The sequence below is a fragment of the Candidatus Pseudomonas phytovorans genome, assembly GCA_029202525.1.
Classification (GTDB): Bacteria; Pseudomonadota; Gammaproteobacteria; order Pseudomonadales; family Pseudomonadaceae; genus Aquipseudomonas; species Aquipseudomonas phytovorans.
Window position 1 is genome coordinate 2,473,591 of the sequence record CP119325.1, and the last position, 18,791, is coordinate 2,492,381.

The 18,791-nt window shown below is 63.2% G+C and carries 17 protein-coding genes; 10 read left to right on the plus strand and 7 right to left on the minus strand.

The window, feature by feature from the left end; all coding sequences use genetic code 11:
• Nucleotides 1–49 precede the first annotated feature (49 nt).
• Nucleotides 50–775: a dienelactone hydrolase family protein gene (locus tag P0Y58_10880; GenBank protein ID WEK32665.1), complete on the plus strand. Its 726-nt coding sequence runs from the start codon at nucleotides 50–52 to the stop codon at nucleotides 773–775.
• A gap of 114 nt (nucleotides 776–889) precedes the next feature.
• On the opposite strand, the gene P0Y58_10885 is transcribed toward P0Y58_10880, so the two are convergent.
• Nucleotides 890–1,753: a pirin family protein gene (locus tag P0Y58_10885; protein ID WEK32666.1), complete on the minus strand. Its 864-nt coding sequence runs from the start codon at nucleotides 1,751–1,753 to the stop codon at nucleotides 890–892.
• A 117-nt stretch (nucleotides 1,754–1,870) separates the two neighbouring features.
• Here P0Y58_10885 and P0Y58_10890 point away from each other — a divergent pair, with 117 nt between their 5' ends.
• Nucleotides 1,871–2,878 (plus strand): amidohydrolase family protein, encoded by a 1,008-nt coding sequence (locus tag P0Y58_10890; GenBank protein WEK32667.1) that lies wholly within the window; start codon nucleotides 1,871–1,873, stop codon nucleotides 2,876–2,878.
• Nucleotides 2,879–2,925: 47 nt separating this feature from the next.
• Here the strand turns inward: P0Y58_10890 and fabB are convergent, their stop codons facing one another.
• The 5 genes from fabB to P0Y58_10915 form a co-directional block, all read right to left on the minus strand.
• Entirely contained in the window at nucleotides 2,926–4,146 is a 1,221-nt protein-coding gene (gene fabB, locus P0Y58_10895; GenBank protein WEK32668.1) for a beta-ketoacyl-ACP synthase I, read from the minus strand.
• Nucleotides 4,147–4,157: 11 nt separating this feature from the next.
• Complete coding sequence (gene fabA, locus P0Y58_10900) at nucleotides 4,158–4,673, minus strand: 3-hydroxyacyl-[acyl-carrier-protein] dehydratase FabA (GenBank protein ID WEK32669.1); 516 nt, start codon at nucleotides 4,671–4,673, stop codon at nucleotides 4,158–4,160.
• 207 nt (nucleotides 4,674–4,880) lie between these two features.
• Nucleotides 4,881–6,812 (minus strand): ATP-binding protein, encoded by a 1,932-nt coding sequence (locus P0Y58_10905; protein ID WEK32670.1) that lies wholly within the window; start codon nucleotides 6,810–6,812, stop codon nucleotides 4,881–4,883.
• Complete coding sequence (locus P0Y58_10910) at nucleotides 6,809–7,699, minus strand: ABC transporter substrate-binding protein (protein WEK32671.1); 891 nt, start codon at nucleotides 7,697–7,699, stop codon at nucleotides 6,809–6,811. The genes P0Y58_10905 and P0Y58_10910 overlap by 4 nt, the downstream gene beginning before the upstream one ends.
• Nucleotides 7,699–9,846: a TonB-dependent receptor gene (locus P0Y58_10915; protein ID WEK32672.1), complete on the minus strand. Its 2,148-nt coding sequence runs from the start codon at nucleotides 9,844–9,846 to the stop codon at nucleotides 7,699–7,701. The genes P0Y58_10910 and P0Y58_10915 overlap by 1 nt, the downstream gene beginning before the upstream one ends.
• Nucleotides 9,847–10,087: 241 nt before the next feature.
• Between P0Y58_10915 and P0Y58_10920 the strand changes: the two genes are divergently transcribed.
• The 8 genes from P0Y58_10920 to P0Y58_10955 all read left to right on the plus strand — a co-directional run bounded on the left by P0Y58_10920 (nucleotide 10,088) and on the right by P0Y58_10955 (nucleotide 16,159).
• Nucleotides 10,088–11,113 (plus strand): NAD(P)H-dependent glycerol-3-phosphate dehydrogenase, encoded by a 1,026-nt coding sequence (locus P0Y58_10920; GenBank protein ID WEK32673.1) that lies wholly within the window; start codon nucleotides 10,088–10,090, stop codon nucleotides 11,111–11,113.
• 36 nt (nucleotides 11,114–11,149) lie between these two features.
• Nucleotides 11,150–11,497: a DUF4389 domain-containing protein gene (locus P0Y58_10925; protein WEK32674.1), complete on the plus strand. Its 348-nt coding sequence runs from the start codon at nucleotides 11,150–11,152 to the stop codon at nucleotides 11,495–11,497.
• On the plus strand, nucleotides 11,494–11,952 hold the full coding sequence (sixA, locus tag P0Y58_10930) for a phosphohistidine phosphatase SixA (GenBank protein ID WEK32675.1): 459 nt from the start codon (nucleotides 11,494–11,496) through the stop codon (nucleotides 11,950–11,952). The genes P0Y58_10925 and sixA overlap by 4 nt, the downstream gene beginning before the upstream one ends.
• 118 nt (nucleotides 11,953–12,070) lie before the next feature.
• Nucleotides 12,071–12,457 carry a hypothetical protein gene (locus tag P0Y58_10935; protein WEK32676.1) on the plus strand — a complete coding sequence of 129 codons (387 nt, stop codon included), beginning with the start codon at nucleotides 12,071–12,073 and terminating at the stop codon, nucleotides 12,455–12,457.
• A 93-nt stretch (nucleotides 12,458–12,550) separates the two neighbouring features.
• The gene (locus P0Y58_10940; GenBank protein WEK32677.1) at nucleotides 12,551–13,339 is read left to right on the plus strand and encodes an alpha/beta hydrolase; all 789 of its coding nucleotides are present in this window, start codon (nucleotides 12,551–12,553) and stop codon (nucleotides 13,337–13,339) included.
• The gene (locus tag P0Y58_10945) at nucleotides 13,336–14,190 is read left to right on the plus strand and encodes an alpha/beta hydrolase (GenBank protein WEK32678.1); all 855 of its coding nucleotides are present in this window, start codon (nucleotides 13,336–13,338) and stop codon (nucleotides 14,188–14,190) included. Before P0Y58_10940 ends, P0Y58_10945 begins: the two co-directional genes overlap by 4 nt.
• A 109-nt stretch (nucleotides 14,191–14,299) precedes the next feature.
• On the plus strand, nucleotides 14,300–15,094 hold the full coding sequence (locus P0Y58_10950) for a DUF4892 domain-containing protein (protein ID WEK32679.1): 795 nt from the start codon (nucleotides 14,300–14,302) through the stop codon (nucleotides 15,092–15,094).
• A 12-nt stretch (nucleotides 15,095–15,106) separates the two neighbouring features.
• Nucleotides 15,107–16,159 (plus strand): AI-2E family transporter, encoded by a 1,053-nt coding sequence (locus tag P0Y58_10955; protein WEK32680.1) that lies wholly within the window; start codon nucleotides 15,107–15,109, stop codon nucleotides 16,157–16,159.
• 197 nt (nucleotides 16,160–16,356) lie between these two features.
• On the opposite strand, the gene P0Y58_10960 is transcribed toward P0Y58_10955, so the two are convergent.
• Nucleotides 16,357–18,771 carry a TonB-dependent siderophore receptor gene (locus P0Y58_10960; GenBank protein ID WEK32681.1) on the minus strand — a complete coding sequence of 805 codons (2,415 nt, stop codon included), beginning with the start codon at nucleotides 18,769–18,771 and terminating at the stop codon, nucleotides 16,357–16,359.
• Between the last annotated feature and the right edge of the window lie 20 nt (nucleotides 18,772–18,791).

An 18,791-nucleotide genomic window follows, 5' to 3' on the forward strand; every position in this document is an offset into this window, starting at 1 on the left:
AAGCCCGCTTCGGCGGGCTTTTTTTTGACGAGTGCCAAAGGAGTGCTTGATGAGCAAAGTAATCGTCGAACCGCTGGTTTATCACCTGTCCGGCAAAACCTACGAAAGCCGCTTGGTTTATGAGCCCGGCGCGCCGGGGCGCCCAGGCCTGGTGATGGCACCGAACTGGATGGGCATTGGTGAAGGTGCCGAGCGCATTGCCAAGGAAGTGGCCGAGAAGGGCTATGTGGTGCTGATTGCCGACCTGTACGGGCGGTTGGTGCGCCCGTCCAGCGCTGACGAGGCTGGCGCAGCGATGATGCCGTTGAAGAACGATCGCGGCGAACTTCGCAAGCGCATGCAGGAAGCGCTGGCGCAACTGCTTGGGCAGTCGAAAGCGGTGCTGGAACCTGGCATGGTTGCCACGTTCGGTTTCTGCTTCGGTGGCTGCTGTGCGCTGGAGTTGGCGCGCACCGGTGCCGACCTGCGCGCGGCGGTCTCGTTCCACGGCACGCTGGACACGCCGCACCCTGAGGACGCCAAGCAGATCAAGGGTTCGGTACTGGTGTTGCATGGTGCGTCCGACCCGTTGGTGCCGAAAGAGCAGTTGCCAGCGTTCGAAGATGAAATGAATGCTGCCAAAGTCGATTGGCAGTTGCTGAGCTATGGTGGGGCGGTGCACTCGTTTACCGACCCGAATGCTAACGTGCCCGGCAAGATGCAGTACGACCGTCGCACCTCGGAGCGGGCGTTCCGCTCGATGCATAACCTGCTGAGTGAAGTGTTCCAGCGCTAAGATTGCACGGGGCTGCTTCGCAGCCCATTCGCGGGTAAACCCGCTCCCACAGGGAATGCACCGCCCTCTGTGGGAGCGGGTTTACCCGCGAATGGGCCGAAAGGCTGGCCTCGATCAACGAGGCAGTTCAATTCGCGAGGTTTCCCCCGGCACCACCGGCCAATCCCCGGTAGCCCACCGGGCTCGGGCCCGCTCGATCAGCTCCGGGTCACTGGCCACGAAATTCCAGTTCATCCTCCGCGGCCCATCCAGTGGTGCGCCACCCACCAGCACCAGCTGGCATTCACCCTCTGCATACAGCGTCACCTCTTGGCCCTCTGGCAGCACAACCAGGCTGCACGGCTCTACATCTTCCTCATCCATCAACAGCTCACCATCGAGCAGATACAGCGCCCGCTGCGCATGCTCATTCGGCACCAGCAGGGTAGTCGCCGGCTGCATCCGAACATGCGCATAAAGGGTAGGGGACAGCACCGGCACCGGTGATGCCAGGCAGAACCCGCTTCCGGCAATCATGCAGATACGCACCCCCAGGCTGTCACTGACGGGTAGGCTTGCTGCCGGGTGGTGGCTATAGCTTGCCGGCCCTTGCTCATGTTCGCGTGGCGAGGCCAGCCAAACCTGCAACCCGTGCAGCCGCGAGCCGTGGGCCAAGGCATCGGCGGGTGTACGCTCGACATGGGCCACGCCGCTGCCAGCCGTCATCCAGCTGACCTCGCCGGGGAGTACCCGCTGCTCTGAGCCTAGGCTGTCTTTGTGCAGGATCGCCCCCTCGAACAGATAGGTCAGGGTCGACAGGCCGATGTGCGGGTGCTGGCGGATGTCCATGCCATGCCCCGGGGCATAGTCGGTTTCCAGCATATGGTCGAAAAACACGAATGGGCCGACGCTACGGCACTGGGCCGATGGCAGCGGGCGCAGGATCGGCTGCCCTTCGACCGATTCGGCGCGGGGGCGGATGATCAAGGGGCTGCTCATGGGGATGGCTCCAGGCGAAGTGGCATTGCCTTAAGCATAGCGGTTTGCCCGCTGCGGCTGAACCGCCTCGGTGGCCGGCCGGTCTACTGTTTCCACACTTGTAGAAGGAAGCAGCCCATGATTGCCCGAGCGCTGGCCTGCGTGTTGTTGTCTGGCTGGCTTTGCCAGGTGGCACTGGCGCGCGACTACCGCTACAGCGATGCTCACCTGCACTATGTCGACTTCTTCCAGGAAAGCGAAGGCATGCCGGCGTTGCTCAAGGCCATGGATGCCGCAGGCATTGAACAGTCGATGATTTCCGGCATACCAGTGGCCAAGAAATGGCACGAAGATGAGCCCAAGCGCCCGCGCTATTACGCCGGTGACGACGCCGATGCCTATTGGTATAGCGCCACCGACACCTACGTGGCCGCCGCCCTGCAGCAGTTGCCGGTTGAGCAGCGCAAACGCTTTCACCCTTTCCTGACTGGCTTCAACCCGGTGGACAAGAACGCTGTCAGCCATATCGAGCGCATGCTCGATATGTATCCGGGGCTGTGGCAGGGCATTGGCGAGGTATTCACCCGTCACGATGACCTGACAGCGCTGACCAGTGGCGATACCCCGCGCGCCAACAACGAAGCCATGACGCGCATCTACCACTTGGCGGCCGAGCGCGACCTGCCGGTGCTGCTGCATTCCAACATCACGTCAAAGCGCGAGCGTAACCCGCTGTACCTGGCGGAGATCGAAGAGCCGCTGCGCAATCACCCGCACACGCGGTTCATCTGGGCGCACGCTGGCAGCAGCATGGAGATACACCGGCATCAAACGCAGATGGACTTTCTGCTGTCAGTGCTGACGCGGTTGCTGGAGGATTACCCGAACCTGTATGTCGATCTGTCGTGGAGTGTGCTGGAACCCTATCTGCTGGATGACAAGGGTGTGCCGCGCAAGGCGTGGGTGGCGTTGGTCGAGAAATACCCTGAGCGGTTTATGCTGGGATCGGATGTGGTGGGGCGATTTGGCAGCCTGGGGGAGCAGTTGCACGGGTTCAGGCCGTTTTTGGATGCCTTGCCGGAGCAGGTGGCCAATAAGGTAGCCAAGGATAATTTTCTCTCTATCCTGCCCAAGCTTCACAAATAAAAACGCCCCGAACCAGTCGGGGCGTTTTCATTTACAGCGGCAGGGTGTTACTTGCCTTCCCAGCGCTTGAGCACCAGGGTGGCGTTGGTGCCGCCGAAGCCGAAGCTGTTGCTCATGACCGTGTCGATCTTGGCGTTTTCTTCGGTTTTGAGCAGGATCGGCAGGTCGGCGACCTCCGGGTCCACTTCGTCGATGTTGGCGGAGCCGGCGATGAAATTGTTTTCCATCATCAGCAGGCAGTAGATCGCCTCGTGCACGCCAGCGGCGCCCAGCGAGTGGCCCGACAGGCTCTTGGTCGAGCTGATCTTCGGTGCCTTGTCGCCAAACACCGCGCGAACGCCTTTCATCTCGGCAACGTCACCGACCGGGGTCGAGGTGCCGTGGGTGTTCAGGTAGTCGATCGGAGTGTCGACGGTGGACAGTGCCTGCTGCATGCAGCGGATGGCACCTTCGCCGCTCGGGGCAACCATGTCGTAGCCGTCGGAAGTAGCACCGTAGCCGACGATTTCGGCGTAGATCTTGGCGCCGCGGGCCAGGGCGTGTTCCAGCTCCTCGACCACCACCATGCCGCCACCGCCAGCGATGACGAAGCCGTCACGGTCGTTGTCGTAGGCACGGGAGGCCTGTTCCGGGGTTTCGTTGCGCTTGGTCGACAGGGCGCCCATGGCATCGAACAGGAACGACTGGCTCCAGTGTTCTTCTTCACCGCCACCGGCGAAGACGATGTCCTGCTTGCCCCACTGGATCTGCTCCAGAGCGGTACCGATGCAGTGTGCCGAAGTGGCGCAAGCCGACGAGATCGAGTAATTCAGGCCCTTGATCTTGAACGGGGTCGCCAGGCATGCCGACACGGTGCTGCCCATGGTGCGGGTGACGCGGTACGGGCCGACGCGCTTGACGCCTTTCTCGCGCAGGGTGTCCAGCGCTTCCATCTGGTTCAGGGTCGAGGCGCCGCCGGAGCCGGCCACCAGGCCGGTACGCGGGTTGGAAACCTGCTCTTCGGTCAGGCCGGAGTCCTTGATCGCGTCCTGCATCGCCAGGTAGGCGTAGGCAGCCGCGTGGCCGACGAAGCGGTAGACCTTGCGGTCGATCAGTTCTTCGAGGTTGAGGTCGATGGACCCGGAAACCTGGCTACGCAGCCCCATTTCCTTGTATTCCGGGTTGAAGCGGATACCCGGACGGCTGTTGCGCAGGTTTTCGGTGACAGTAGCTTTGTCATTGCCCAGGCACGATACGATGCCCAGACCAGTGATAACGACGCGGCGCATGCGAATAACCCTTAGAAATTGTCAGTGGAGGTGAACACGCCGACCCGCAGGCCTTCGGCAGTGTAGATCTCACGGCCGTCGACGCTGACCGAGCCATCGGCGATGGCCATGTTCAGCTTGCCCTTCAGGACGCGCTTGATCTGAATGTTGTAGGTGACTTTCTTGGCAGTTGGTAGTACCTGGCCGAAGAATTTCACTTCGCCCGAACCCAGCGCCCGGCCGCGGCCCGGCAGGCCTTGCCAGCCGAGGAAGAAGCCGACCAGCTGCCACATGGCGTCGAGGCCCAGGCAGCCCGGCATGACCGGATCGCCTTCGAAGTGGCAGGCAAAGAACCACAGGTCCGGGTTGATATCCAGCTCGGCGACCAATTCACCTTTGCCGTACTTGCCGCCTTCTTCGCTGATATGGGTGATGCGATCGACCATCAGCATGTTCGGCGCGGGCAGTTGCGCATTACCTGGGCCGAACAGCTCACCGCGACTGCAGCGCAGCAGGTCTTCCCGAGTAAAGGCGTGTTGTTTGGTCATGCGAGCTCCTCAATAACCCCCTGCGGCAGGGGATGAATCTTCCCGGCCGGCCCGATACGCATCGCGTTCAAGACGGCAGCCTACAGGTAGACTATTGCGTTGTGGTGAAAGTCACAGCGCACCTGGTGAAAGAAGTACAGGTGTGCACTGAAACGTCTATTTTCAGGTTCGATGAACGTCCTGTCCAGTCTTTAAGACTGCCGCACTTTAGCATTTATCGCCAGTCGCTGTTGTCTGACCGGGTAGCCAGTGTTGCAGCACGCGCTGCAGTTCGGTGCGGCGCAAGGGTTTGGTGAGGTAGTCGTCCATGCCGGCGGCCATGCAGCGCTCGCGGTCACCGTCCAGGGCATTGGCGGTCAGGGCGATGATCGGTAAGCCGGCGCCATTGGCGAGCTGGCGGATGCGCCGGGTGGCTTCATAGCCGTCCAGGTGCGGTAGCCGGCAATCCATCAGCACGGCGGCAAATCGCTGCCGGCTGACCAGTTCGACCGCCTCAAGGCCGTCTTCGGCCGTTCGCACGGCCACGCCCAAGCTGCGCAGCATGGCCTCGATGACATTCTGGTTGACCGGATTGTCCTCTACCAGCAGCACCTGATCACCGTCGGCCACTGCCATTGGCGCATGGGTTGGCAAGGTCCGTGGGCTGGGGGCAGGGCTGGAGAGGGCCAGAGGCATCTCCAGGGTGAAGGTCGAGCCCAGGCCCACGCGGCTTTCACCGCGCAGCTTGCCACCCATGCGTTCGGCCAGGGTGCGGGCGATCGACAGGCCCAACCCGGTGCCTCCATAACGCCGGGAGATCGAGCTGTCGGCCTGCTGGAAGGCCACGAACATCATCTCCAGGCGGTCGCTGTCGATGCCGATACCCGTGTCGCGCACACTGCAGGTCAGCCAGATCAACTGCCGGTCGAGCACCTGCCAGCGCGCCTCGACCTGTACCTGGCCGCGTTCGGTGAATTTCAGTGCGTTGCCCACCAGGTTCAGCAAGATCTGGCGGATGCGCGTGGGGTCGCCGTTCACCTGCAACCGCTCGATGTCGGCCGGCAGTTGCAGGTGCAGGCCAAGGCCACGCTGCTGGGCACTGTGCTGGAACGACAGCACGCTGCTGGTAATCAGCTCGCCCAGGTTGAAGTCGATGTGTTCCAGCTGCAGCGCGGCGCGTTCGATACGCGAGAAGTCGAGGATGTCGTTGATGACTTTCAGCAAATGCCCGGTGGATTCGCTGGCCACTGCGGTGTAGTCGGCTTGTTCGTTGCTTAACGTCGTGGTTTCCAGCAACTGCAGCATGCCCAGCACGCCATTCATCGGCGTGCGCAGCTCGTGACTCATCATTGCCAGGAAGTCCGATTTGGCCCGGTTGGCTTGCTCAGCGTCCTCGCGGGCCTGGATCAGCTCGGCAATGGCCTGCTTCTGTTCATCGCTGGCCTGCTCCAGGGCGCTGGCCAGGTTGTTGATGTGCCGGGCCAGGTGGCCCAGCTCGCTGTCATCGACCACGGGCAGCGGGGTGTTGTATTCGCCCTGCGCAATAGCCTTGACCGCATGCCCCATGTCGCTGATCGGCTTGGCCAGGCTCAGGGCCAGGCGGCGCGCCAGCAAAAAGGTGAACAGCAGGGCAAACAGCGCCAGGATGCCGGCCTTGATCACGATTTCCTGTTGGCGTTGGCTGAAGGCGTCATCGGACATGCCGACGATCACGCGGCCCAGGTAGTCATCGCCGATGGCGGGTGTGGTGGCCTTGCCCTGCTGCAGGAAGTCACTGTCCAGGCGGATTTGCTGCAGGCGTATCGGCGCCTGGAACACCTCGACGCGTTGCGCGCGGTTGGCGCTTTCGTCGGACTGCTCGACGTACACGAGGATGTGGTTGCGGCTGTCCTGCACCTCAAGAAAGCGCACGTGCGGGATACTGAGGGTGGCGCGCATCAAGCCTTCGAGCACTTCGTTGTTGCCCGAGATCACCCCGTACTCCGAGGCCGGGGCCAACTGGTTGGCGATCAGTTGCCCGGTGTGGTTGAGCTCTTGGCGCAGGTCCTGGATGCGCACGAATGTGAAGAAGCTGATCAGCAGCAGGGTCAGCAACAGGGCAGGGCCCAGGCTGATGATTTGCGTGCGGGTGTGAATGTCCCAGCTCAGGCCTTTGCTCATGGGGTGGGTTCTCCTTCGGCCAAGGCCTTGGCGGCGGCGTTCGGGTCGATCGGTTCCAGGCCCAGGGCGCGCGCCACCTGCTGGTTGCCACTGACGCCGAAGCGTGCCGGGTAGAGGCTGCGTGGCCAGCGCCCGGGCGACTGGTCGAGCAACTGGTCAAGTACCGCCAGCCAGTCATCCTGGTCGCTGTAGGTGCTGGCCAGGGCGCCGGCGCGAACAAAGCCGGCGTTCGGGCCGATCAGCGCCATCTGCCGGCCATAACTGCTCAACAGCAGGTTTTTTGCAGTCTTGGGGTTGTACAGGTCCGGATCATCCAGGCCTAGCAGCACATCACTGTTACTCAGCAGGTGCTGCAGGGGCCGGCTGTCACGCAGGTCGGGCCAGTCCTGGGCAATGATCTCCAGGCCCAGCGGGCGGGCCGCATGGCGCAGCTCTTCAAGCAGGAAACCGCTGTGCTCGCCGTACAGCACACCAATGCGCTGTGCTTGTGGCAGCAGGTAGCGCGCCAGGCGCAGTTGCCGGCCCAATGGCGGGTCGCTCCACAGCAGGGTAAGGAACGCGGGGCGCGACTTTCCCAGGCGCTGTTCAGCCTGCACCCGGCTGACTCGCATGGCCAGGGCTGGCGGGCCGGCGTTTTCACCCAGCCGCCACTCCAGGGCGGCGTTATCGAGCAGAATCAGGCGCTGGTCGGCTTTAAGCTGGCCAGGGCGTGGCAGGTCGGCGGTGGTCTGGAACTGCACATGATCGTGCGGCCGACGGTTTTCCAGTGCGGCGACAAAGCTGCGGATGCCAGGCTGGTCTTGCGCGCCTACCAGCAGAATCTCGCTGGCAGACAACGGCCCCAAGGGCCACAGGCACAGTAGCAACAGGCGCAGCACCAAGGCCATCAGAACGCCAGCTCCGCGCTGAAGCTCAGGCGGTGGCGGCTGTCGTAGCGGTTCTGCACGGTCGTGGTCGGCTCATCGTCCAGGCGCTGTTGCCACAGCGCCGCCAGTTCGAGGTTGCTGCCTTGCACCCGAAGGCGCTTGGCCAGGCGCAGGTCCAGGCGCTCGTAGCGGTACTGGTTGAGCGCATCGTCACCGTAGTAGAACAGCGCACTCGACCAGCCATCGCCCCATTCGCGCATCCACCCGGCCGAGCCACTGTTGCGGGCACTGAGGCGGCGATCTTCAGGGTTGCTGGCCCAGGCATCGACATAGGCGTAAGTCAGGCGGAGGCGGTCTTGCTGGGTGGGGTGCCAGTCCAGTTGCGCCTCGCTACCGTTGAACCGGGCCTTGTTAGCGTTGCTGGCGATGTACTGGTTGTTCTTCAAGGGCTCGCTGATCATGCCGGTGATCTCGTCGTAGAACAGCTTCACATCCATGCTCAGGTCGATGTCGCTGAAGTAGCCGTTGTAGCCCAGTTCGCGCGAGCGCATGCGCTCCTGGTCGAGGTCGCCCGGGCCGCGGGTTTTGACGAAATATTCGCCGTGCTGCTGGCCAAACGCGTTAGGGCTGAGGTTCTTGACCGTGTAACTCCAGTTGATGTTGTTCTCGAACATGTCGGGCGAGCGCACCGCTTCGGAATACACGGCACGCAGGCCGTGGCGCGGGGTAATCAGGTAGTTGACCGCTACGCGCGGGGTCAGCGAACTGCCAGATAGCCGCGAGTCCTCAAGCATGGCGCCACCCTGCAGGATCCAGTGTTCGTCGGCGCGCCATTCCAGTTGGCCGAACAGGCGCCAGGTCTGGTCGTCGAGGCTGCCGTTGAAGTAGGTCTGCGAGTCGGCACGATCATAGCGGTAGTTCACGCCGCTGAGCAGGCGCAGGCTGTCGGTCAGGCTGAGGGTGTCCTGGATTTCCAGGTCATAGCGGGTTTCGCGGGTGCTCTGGTCGACATCGCCACACACAACATTGCTGCCGCCCTGGTTGTTCCACTGATCCTTGATGGCATCGACCAGCGCTTGTTCTGCGGGGTTGTTGCTGGGCGGCGGGTTGTTGGCACCCCGTGCCACCAGTTCGGCGTAATTGGGGTTCAGCTGCCACAGCCGGGTCAGCTCGGGGCTGAACGACAGCGCGGCATCGCAGGCTCGCCAGACCTGCTGGCGGTCGAAGTGTTGTGCCGAACCCTGCACGTACAGGCTGTGGTCGGGGTTGAAATCGATGTTCCAGCGTACCGACCCTGCGTAGTCCTTGGCATTGACGTCGGCATTGTCGCCGCGCTGGGTGACATAGGGGAATACCGGCTGGTAGGTATAGGGCCGCTGGTTGCTGCCTTCTTTTGCCGCCAGTTGCCATTCCAGGGTCTGGTTGAACGACAGGTTGTGGCTGGCGCTGAGGTTGAAACGGGTCAGCCGGCGGCTGTCCCGGTAATCCTGGCCGAACTGGTCGTGGTCGAAGCCGTCGTCCTGCTGGCCCGACAGCGACAGGCGCATGTCGCCGCCGTCCCAGCCGAAGCCATGGCTGGCATAGAAGTCGTTGATGCCGTCCTCGCCGCGGGTCACCTTCAGCCGTGTGCCATGGCTGTCAGCGGGGTTACGGGTGAGGATGTTGACCACCGCCATCAGCGCGTTGGCGCCGTAGCTGACCGTGTTGGGGCCGCGGAACACCTCGATGCGCTCGATGTCCTCCATGGCCAGCGGGATGTCGCTCCAGTCCACTGTGGCCAGGCCAGCACGGTACACCGAACGGCCATCGATCAACACTTGCATACGCCGCGCTTCGCTGGCGTTGCTGCCGTGATAGTTGACCGTAGGCTGGTTGCCGGCACCGTAGCCGATCATCATGCCCGGTACCAGGCGCAGCAGTTCGGGGATGTCACGGGCGCCGCTGGCGCGTATCAGTTCGCTGTCGAGCACGGTCATGCTGCCCGGGACGGCCGCCGGGGATTGTTTCAGACGCGTGGCGGTCAGAACCTGCGGCAGGTCGCTGTTGTCAATGAACAGGTCGTCGGCCATGGCCGGGCCACCGAGCAGGGCAGTCAGTATCAGCAGGCGCGGGAACGGGGGCGTGCCAGGGAACACAGGGCGGCCTTGTATCAGGATTGAAACAGGCATGGTAACTGACCTTGGCGCATTTTCCAGTGATCTGCGGCGGTTTTGCAGCGTGTCTGTCTTGACGCTTTGATGGGGGCAGAAATCGAGCGCCGCCCGCGCGGCGCATCGCGAGCAAGCTCGCTCCTACATTTGTTGCAACGTGGCCATGACAGTGTCATCTGCGTTGTTAGCCTTGGCGCATGGCAGGCGAGCCGTATAATGGCGGGGTCGCCACTTAACTTTTGGCTTTAACGGATTGGATATGACTGAACAGCAACCTGTTGCAGTTCTGGGAGGCGGCAGCTTCGGCACCGCCGTGGCGAACCTGCTGGCGGAAAACGGAGTGCCGGTGCGCCAATGGATGCGCGACCCGGCACAGGCCGAGGCGATGCGCGTCAATCGCGAGAACCCGCGCTACCTCAAGGGCATCCGTCTGCATGATGGCGTGGAGCCGGTCAACGACCTGCTGGCCACCTTGCAGGCCAGCGAGTTGATCTTCGTCGCCTTGCCATCAAGCGCCTTGCGCAGTGTGCTGGCCCCCCATGCCGAGCTGTTGCGGGGCAAGGGCCTGGTCAGCCTGACCAAGGGCATCGAGGCGCAAACCTTCAAACTGATGAGTCAGATCCTTGAAGAAATCGCCCCTGACGCCCGCATTGGCGTGCTGTCCGGCCCCAACCTGGCCCGCGAGATCGCCGAACATGCGCTGACCGCCACGGTGGTCGCCAGCGAGGACGAAAACCTCTGCCAGCAAGTACAGGCGGTGCTGCATGGGCGCACTTTCCGTGTATACGCCAGCGCCGACCGCTTTGGTGTCGAGCTGGGTGGTGCACTGAAAAACGTCTACGCCATCATCGCCGGCATGGCCGTGGCCCTTGGGATGGGCGAGAACACCAAGAGCATGCTCATTACCCGGGCCCTGGCCGAGATGACCCGCTTTGCCGTCAGCCAGGGTGCCAACCCCATGACCTTCCTTGGCCTGGCCGGTGTCGGTGACCTGATCGTCACCTGCTCTTCGCCCAAGAGCCGCAACTACCAGGTGGGCCATGCGCTGGGCCAGGGCCTGAGCCTGGACCAGGCGGTCAACCGCCTGGGCGAAGTGGCCGAAGGCGTCAACACCCTCAAGGTGCTCAAGGCCAAGGCGCAGGAAGTGCAGGTGTACATGCCGCTGGTGGCGGGCCTTCATGCCATCCTGTTCGAAGGCCGTACGCTGAACCAGGTGATCGAGCACCTGATGCGCGCCGAGCCCAAGACCGATGTCGATTTCATTTCCATCAGCGGTTTCAACTGAGCCCTTGGCGGCTCTGACACGAGCAAGGAGCAACACATGAACGATACGCCCGAACGCGCCCAGCGCGAGTCGATCATCCTGCGGGTGCTGTGGATGCTGGTGTTCCTGGTGGTCTGGCAATTGGCCGAGTTGCTGCTTGGCGGCCTGGTGCTGGTGCAACTGATCTACCGCCTGGTGTATGGCGCGCCCAGCGCCAGCCTGATGAACTTCGGCGACAGCCTGAGCCAGTTTCTGGCACAGATTGGCCGCTATGGCAGCTTTCACACTGAGCAGAAGCCCTGGCCGTTTGCCGACTGGCCAGCACCGCGCCCCCCGGAAGGCGAAGCGCCGCATGCCGTGGCCCCGGCCCCGCATCCGGTGCGGGACGAGGAACCCAAGCTGTGAAGCTGTGGGTGCTGCGCCACGGTGAGGCTGAGCCGCGGGCCAATACCGATGCCGAGCGCCGCCTGACCGCCCATGGCCGCGAGCAGGTGCTGCACAGCGCTGCTCGCCTGCTGGGGCAGCCGCTGCAGGCGATTATCGCCAGCCCCTACGTGCGCGCCCAGCAAACGGCTGCGTTGGTGCATGACACGCTGGGTTTCAGGGAACCGGTGCGTACCGTGCCCTGGTTGACGCCAGAGAGTGATGTGCAGCAGGTCATCGGCGAGATCGAGCAGCTGGGCATGGAGCATGTATTGCTGGTCAGCCATCAGCCGCTGGTGGGCAATTTGGTAGGCGCGCTGGAGCATGGCCATCAACAGCAGCCAGCGGCCATGAGCACTGCCAGCCTGGCGGAGCTGGAAGGGGAGTGGCCACTGGCAGGCTTGATGACACTTCGTAGTCTCAACTCACCGGGTTGATCTGCTGGGGCCGCTGCGCGGGCCCATAATCCCGAAGGCAACTGGCATTTATGTCAGTTGCCGCACTTGCTGGCCTCTTGCTAGCGTTGCGCCAAAGCCACCAGGCAGGGAGCAGCGGATGAGCGGTGAGATGCGGGAATTATTGAGTTCCCTGGACCTGCAACCCACCGTAGACAAGGTGGGGCAAGGTATTACACTGGACTTTGCCCAGTACAGCCTGCTGCGCGACTCGGCCGAGGCCAAGCTCTACCTGCTGATGCGCAAGGTGAACGGCAACGACAACCTTGAGGCCATCGCCAGGCAACAAAGCGAGCAGGACCTGCGCACGCTTCAGGACGCCTGCGTGCGCGTCTCCCACCTGCTGCAAACCAGTTGCCTGGCCTTGCGCCGTCTGCAACTCGACTTTCAGGACCAGCGCCTTGCCCGTGAGGCGCTGGAAAGCCAGTTGGCCTACATGCAAGCCTGTTTGCGCCGGTCTCTGGCCAGCTTCGACCGGTCGGCGTGACCTGATAGCCCTCGTCGATGACCTTTCCGGATGTTGCCCTATGGCGCGCCGATGCCGACAATGAGCCATCATCTTCCGTGCGGACCAGGCGCCATGTCGCAGCAGATCTTCTTCGCTCATGCCAACGGTTTCCCCTCGGCCACCTATGGCAAGCTGTTCGCTGCCCTGGCGCCGGACTATCAGGTACAGCACCTGGCCCAGCACGGTCACGACCCGCGCTTTCCGGTGGACGATAACTGGCAGAGCCTGGTAGATGAGCTGTTGCATCACCTGGCGCAGCAGGACCAACCCGTCTGGGGTGTCGGGCATTCGCTCGGCGGTGTACTGCACCTGCACGCTGCCTTGCGCCGTCCCGAGTACTACCGCGGCGTGGTGATGCTCGACTCGCCGGTGCTCACCCGTGCCGATCAGTGGCTGCTGCGCACCGCCAAGCGTTTCGGCTTTATTGACCGCATTACCCCGGCTGGCCGCACCCTCGGGCGCCGCGAAGTCTTCAATGACCGCGACAGTGCACGGGACTATTTTGCCGGCAAATCACTGTTTCGCCATTTTGACCCCGACTGCCTCGAAGCCTATGTAGAGCATGGCCTGCAGGCGATGGAGCAGGGGCTGCAGTTGCGCTTCGATCCTGCCACTGAAATCAGTATCTACCGCAGCATCCCGCACACCAGTCCCGCCCCCGCGCGGCAGTTGCAGGTGCCGCTGGCCATGGTGCGTGGCGAGCGCAGCAATGTCATTCGCCGTCACCACACCTTCGCGGTGCGTGGCATGCCCAAGGGCGAATACCACAGTGTGCCCGGCGGGCACATGTTCCCGCTGGAGCGCCCGACTGACACCGCCAGCCTGATCAAGGGCCTGTTCGACCGCTGGAGCCAGGCATGAGCGCGCAGGTGGAGGAAGTTCGCCTGAGCCTGGGCCATATCGAACTGGCTGCTCACCTGTTCGGCCCCGAGGACGGGCTGCCGGTAATTGCCCTGCACGGCTGGCTGGATAACGCCAACAGCTTCGCCCGCCTCGCGCCACAACTGAAGGGCCTGCGCATCGTCGCCCTGGACCTGGCCGGGCACGGTTACTCGGAGCACCGCCCGCCTGGCGCCGGTTATGCCCTGGCCGACTATGCCCACGACGTGCTGCGGGTTGCCGAGCAGCTGGGTTGGCAGCGTTTCGCCCTGCTGGGCCATTCGCTGGGCGCAATCATTTCGGTACAACTGGCCGGAGCCTTGCCCGACCGGGTCAGCCACCTGGTTTTGATCGATGGCGTCATCCCGCCGACCGGTGCCGAGCAGGACGCAGGCGAGCGCCTGGGGATGGCACTGCAAGCCCAGCTGCGGCTGGATGGCAAGCGCAAGTCGGTGTACGCAACGCTGGAAGAAGGCGTGCATGCCCGGATGAAAGGCATGGTCGCGGTCAGCCGTGAGGCGGCCGAATTGCTGGCGCAACGCGGCCTGATGCCGGTGCCGGGTGGCTACAGCTGGCGCAGTGACAGCCGCCTCACCCTGCCATCGCCGGTGCGCTTGAGCGAAGCCCAGGCCATGGCCTATGTACGCCGGGTGAGTTGCCCGGCACTGTTGGTGGTGGCCGCCGACGGTATGCTGGCGCGCCACGCCGCGTTGCTGGAGCAGCTACCCTTTGAGCAGGCGACGCTGCCAGGTGGCCACCACCTGCACCTGAATGATGAGCAGGGCGCGGCCCTTGTCGCAGACTGTATCAATCGGTTCTTGGGCTTTGCTTGACTTGCATCGGACAAGTGTCGAGGCTTGGCGGGTTGAACAGGGAGACAACCATGCAACTGCCAGACATCCTGGAGCTTGAACTCGGCGCAGCGCGCCCCCTGGTCCGCCAATGAGCGCGCCTGCTGCCATCCGTAATACCGTCGTCGCCTGCCTGGCGCTGGCCAGCCCTTTATTGTGGGCCGGCAGCCTGCCGGTGCCGGTGGACGCAACTGTAGTCGACCAGCGCCCGGCCGTGGAGCAGGAGCGTGTCTACCCCATGGGCCCGCTGCGCAAGATCAGTGGCCGCCTGCGGGTCGAGGACAAGGTCGAGAGCCGCGGCCAGGTCAGTTCGGTCACCTACGAACTGCCGGTCGAACGCACTGCCCGTGAAGCCTTCACCAGTGCCCGCGAAGCCCTGCAGCGCGACGGGGGTTACCCGTTGTTCTGGTGCCAGGGCCGCGATTGTGGCGAGGCCAGCCTGTGGGCCAACGATGTGTTCGCCAATGCCCGCCTCAACGGTGGCGACGAGCAGCAGGCGTTCATCCTGCTGCGCCGCTCGGCGGAAGAGGCCGACACGCTGGTCGCGCTTTACAGCGTCACCCGCGGCAACCGTCGCGCCTACCTGCATGTTGAAGAGTTCGTCGCCGGCAGCCCGCTGGGTGAACTGCTACCCACCGCCGCCACAGTGCTGCGCGAAATGCGCGACACCGGCAAGCTCGACTACCCTGACCTTGCTGCGCCGCAAGACACGTGGGTGAACCTGCTGGCCCGCAGCCTGAACCTCGACAGCACCTTGCGCGCCAGCCTCAGTGGCGCCCAGGCCGAAGCCTGGCGCGAGGCGCTGGTCAAGGCCGGTGTGCGCAATGGTCGCCTTGAGGTTGGCAGTGCACCTACAGACGGCCTGCACCTTGAATTGATCCGTTGAACGAGCATCACCATGGTTAACAATGATCGCCTGCTGGTCCAGATTCTGCTGTTGGCGTTGCTGGGTGCCGGCCTGTGGGTGATGGCGCCGTTCATTTCGGCGCTGCTGTGGGGGGCTATCCTGGCTTTTGCCAGCTGGCCGTTGATGCGCCTGCTGACGCGTGTGCTAGGCGGGCGTGAAACCCTGGCTGCCAGCCTGTTGACCATTGCCTGGATCCTGATCGTGGCCCTGCCGCTGGTGTGGCTGGGTTTCAACCTGGCCGATCACATTCGCGATGCCACGGCGTTTGTGCGTGACGTGCAGGTCGACGGCCTGCCCGCAGCGCCGGACTGGCTGGGTGGCATTCCGTTTGTTGGCGAGCGCCTGGTCAATTGGTGGCAGTCGCTGGACCAGCAGGGCGCGGCCCTGCTTGCCTCGGCCAAGCCCTATTTCGGGCAGGTGGGCAACTGGCTGCTGGCGCGCAGTGCACAGATCGGCAGCGGTGTGCTGGAACTGACCCTGAGCCTGGTGTTCGTTTTCTTCTTTTACCGCGACGGGCCCCGCCTGGCGGCGTTCGTGTTGCGCTTGTTGCACCGCTTGATGGGCGACCGTGCCGAATACTACCTGGAACTGGTGGCCGGTACCGTGCAGCGGGTGGTCAATGGTGTGATTGGTACGGCGGCTGCGCAGGGGCTGTTGGCATTGATCGGCTTCCTGATTGCCGGGGTGCCCGGCGCAATCGTACTTGGCCTGGTGACCTTCATGCTCAGCCTGATCCCCATGGGCCCGCCACTGGCCTGGATCCCGGCCACGGGGTGGCTGGTGTGGAAGGGTGAGTACGGTATGGCGGTGTTCCTGGGTATCTGGGGTACCTTCATCATCAGCGGCGTGGACAACGTGCTCAAGCCGTACCTGATCAGCCGCGGCGGCAACCTGCCGCTGGTGATCGTGTTGCTGGGTGTGTTCGGTGGCTTGCTGGCTTTCGGTTTCATTGGCCTGTTCATCGGGCCGACCTTGTTGGCAGTCGGTTACAGCCTGCTGCTGGAGTGGAGCCGCCATACCGCGCAGCAGCCGCCTATGCAATAGCCTGTACTGGCCTCTTCGCGGGCGCGCCCGCTCCCACAGAGGTTGCACTGCTCTCATAGGCGCAGGCGAACTTGTGGGAGCAACGGTCTTGCTCAAAATCTTAAAGCTGACGCGATCCCTGTGGGAGCGGGCATGCCCGCGAACACCGGCGCAGCCGGTGCCATACAGCGCGGTCTTCGGCCCATCACAACCCCAGATCAGTATTTCCAGGTTACCGAAGCCGTGAGGTTGCGCGGTGCCCCATAGTTGGTCGACCCCGCCGATTGGTACAGCGACAGCAGATACTTGCGGTCGAATACGTTGTTCAGGTTCAACGACGCACTCCAGTGTTCGTCGAATTCGTAGCTGCCCATCAGATCGGCCAGCGCGTAGGCCTGCTGGCGTACCCGGCTGTTGCCATCGGCCTGCGTTGCACTCTGCCATTGAACGCGCGTGCCGATTCGGGCCTGGGGCAGGCTGGGCAGGCGATAGGTGACACTGCCACGCAGGCTGTGGCTTGGTACATAGCGACGCGTCTTGTTGCCGTCATCATCCTCGATGTGCACGTAGGTGTAACCAGCGGCCAGGTCCAACCCAGGCATGGCTTCACCCGACGCCTCCAATTCCACGCCATGGCTCTTGTTGTCTTCACCACGGTAGGCGTACTGGCCATTGATGATTTCGCCAGTGGTCACCGCCACGTTCTGCTGCTCGGTCTTGAACAGGGCGGCGCTGACAGTCAAGCGATCTTCCAGCAGGCTGCCTTTGATGCCTACCTCGGTGCTTTTGCCTTCCAGCGGCTCGATCACGCCCCCGGCGCTGCTGCGCAGGTACTGTGGCTTGAAGATCTCGGTCCAGCTGGCATACAGGCTCCATTGCCCATTCAGATCATACACCAGCCCGGTGTAGGGCGTGACCTTGCCGTGCACCCGGGTGTCGTGGGCCGAACCGTAACCCATGCCTTCGCCGTCGGCACTGAGCATACGCGCACCGGCAATCCAGTGCAGGTTATCGGCCAGGCTGAAACGTGCGCCGGCATACAGGCTTTTCTGGCGGTCGGTGAAGTGCTGGGTATTGAGTTCGTCGGTGTAGGTCAGTGGCGGTTTTACCACGGCGCCGGCCAGTGCATCGGCGAGGCTGACGAGTTCGCTGCCGGAGCTGTTGCGGTAATAGCCACGTTCGTCATGGCGGCTGCGGCCATAGTTGGCACCCAGGGTCAGCTCGTGCTGGCGCCCAAGTAATGCGAACGGGCCCGACAACTGCGCTTCTCCCGTCAGTTGGTGCTCGGTGCTGGTGGTGCGGTTGATGTAGGCGAACACGTCGTCGGCGGTGAAGGGGATGGCGTACAGCATCTGGGTATCCTGATGCTGGTTGACCCCGGTTACGGTGACCTTGCCTTGCCACCCTTCGCCAAAGTCATGCGCCAGTTCCGCGAAGGCCCGTTGCGTGTGGATATTCCAGTAAGTCCAGGGTTGGCCGATACTCGCGCTGCGGCTGCTGTAGTGGATCGGGTTACCCTGGTAATCGGCCATCGGCAGCGCACCCCAGGTACTGCCGTTGGCGTCGCTCTTCTGTTCAGAGAAGCCCACGGTCAGGGTATCGGCGTCGCTCAAGTCGACATCCAGCAAGCCCGCCATGACATTCAGTTCGTGGCTGTAGCGGTCCAGGTACGAGTTGCCTTTGTCATGGGCGTAGATGAAGCGCCCACGTACGTTGCCGCTGTTGCTCAACGGGCCGCTGACATCAACGTCTGCGCGGCGGCTGTCCCATGCTCCGATGCTGGTGCCGACCCTGGCCTGGAAGGTGTCGGTCGGCCTTTTACGCACGAAGTTGACGGTTGCCGACGGGTTGCCCGCGCCGCTCATCAGGCCGTTGGCACCGTGCAGCACATCGATCTGTTCGAATTCGGCAAGGTCCTGGTCGCCCAACATCACGCCGGACGAGAATGGCATGCCCATGCCGTCGTACTCGAAGTTATCGATGGTGAAACCGCGCGAAGTGAAGGCTGTGCGGTCGGTTTCGAATTGTTCGACGGTGACGGTGGGTGCATTGCGCAGCGCGTCTTTCACGCTGTTGAGTTTGAAGTCGTCGAGCTGCTCGCGGGTTACCGACGATATTGCCTGCGGGGTTTCCCGATTACTCAGGCCCAGGCGCGTGGTGCTGGAAGCAGGCCTGGCCTGGTAGCTACGGCTTTGGCTGTCGGCGGCCAGTTGATATTGCACCTGTGTGGGCGCCAAGGTTACTTCACGGTCGGCGCCTTGCGTCTCGCTGGGTAACAGGTACAGGGTGGCTGCATCTGTGCGGGCAAAATTGAAGCCGCTGCCTTGCAGCAACCTGGCCAGCCCGTCTTCAGCCGAGTAACTGCCAACCACTGACGTGCTGCGCAGGGTGGTATCGACGTTGCCATCCAGCAGTACGTTCTGACCGGTTTGCTGGCTGAATACCAACAGGGCCTGGCGCAGGGGCTGGGCCGGGATGTTCAGCGACAGCCTGTGAGCGCTTGCGGCCGGCTGGGTGGTGGCCGCCTGTGCCTGGGCCACGCCGGCCAGCAAGGCACAAGCCATTGCTGTGCTCAGCACGCTACGCTGGCAGCGTGGCAGGAAAGTGGTGTGTGGGTTGTGTCGCGTTGCCATTCGGAGTGCCCCATGCAAGT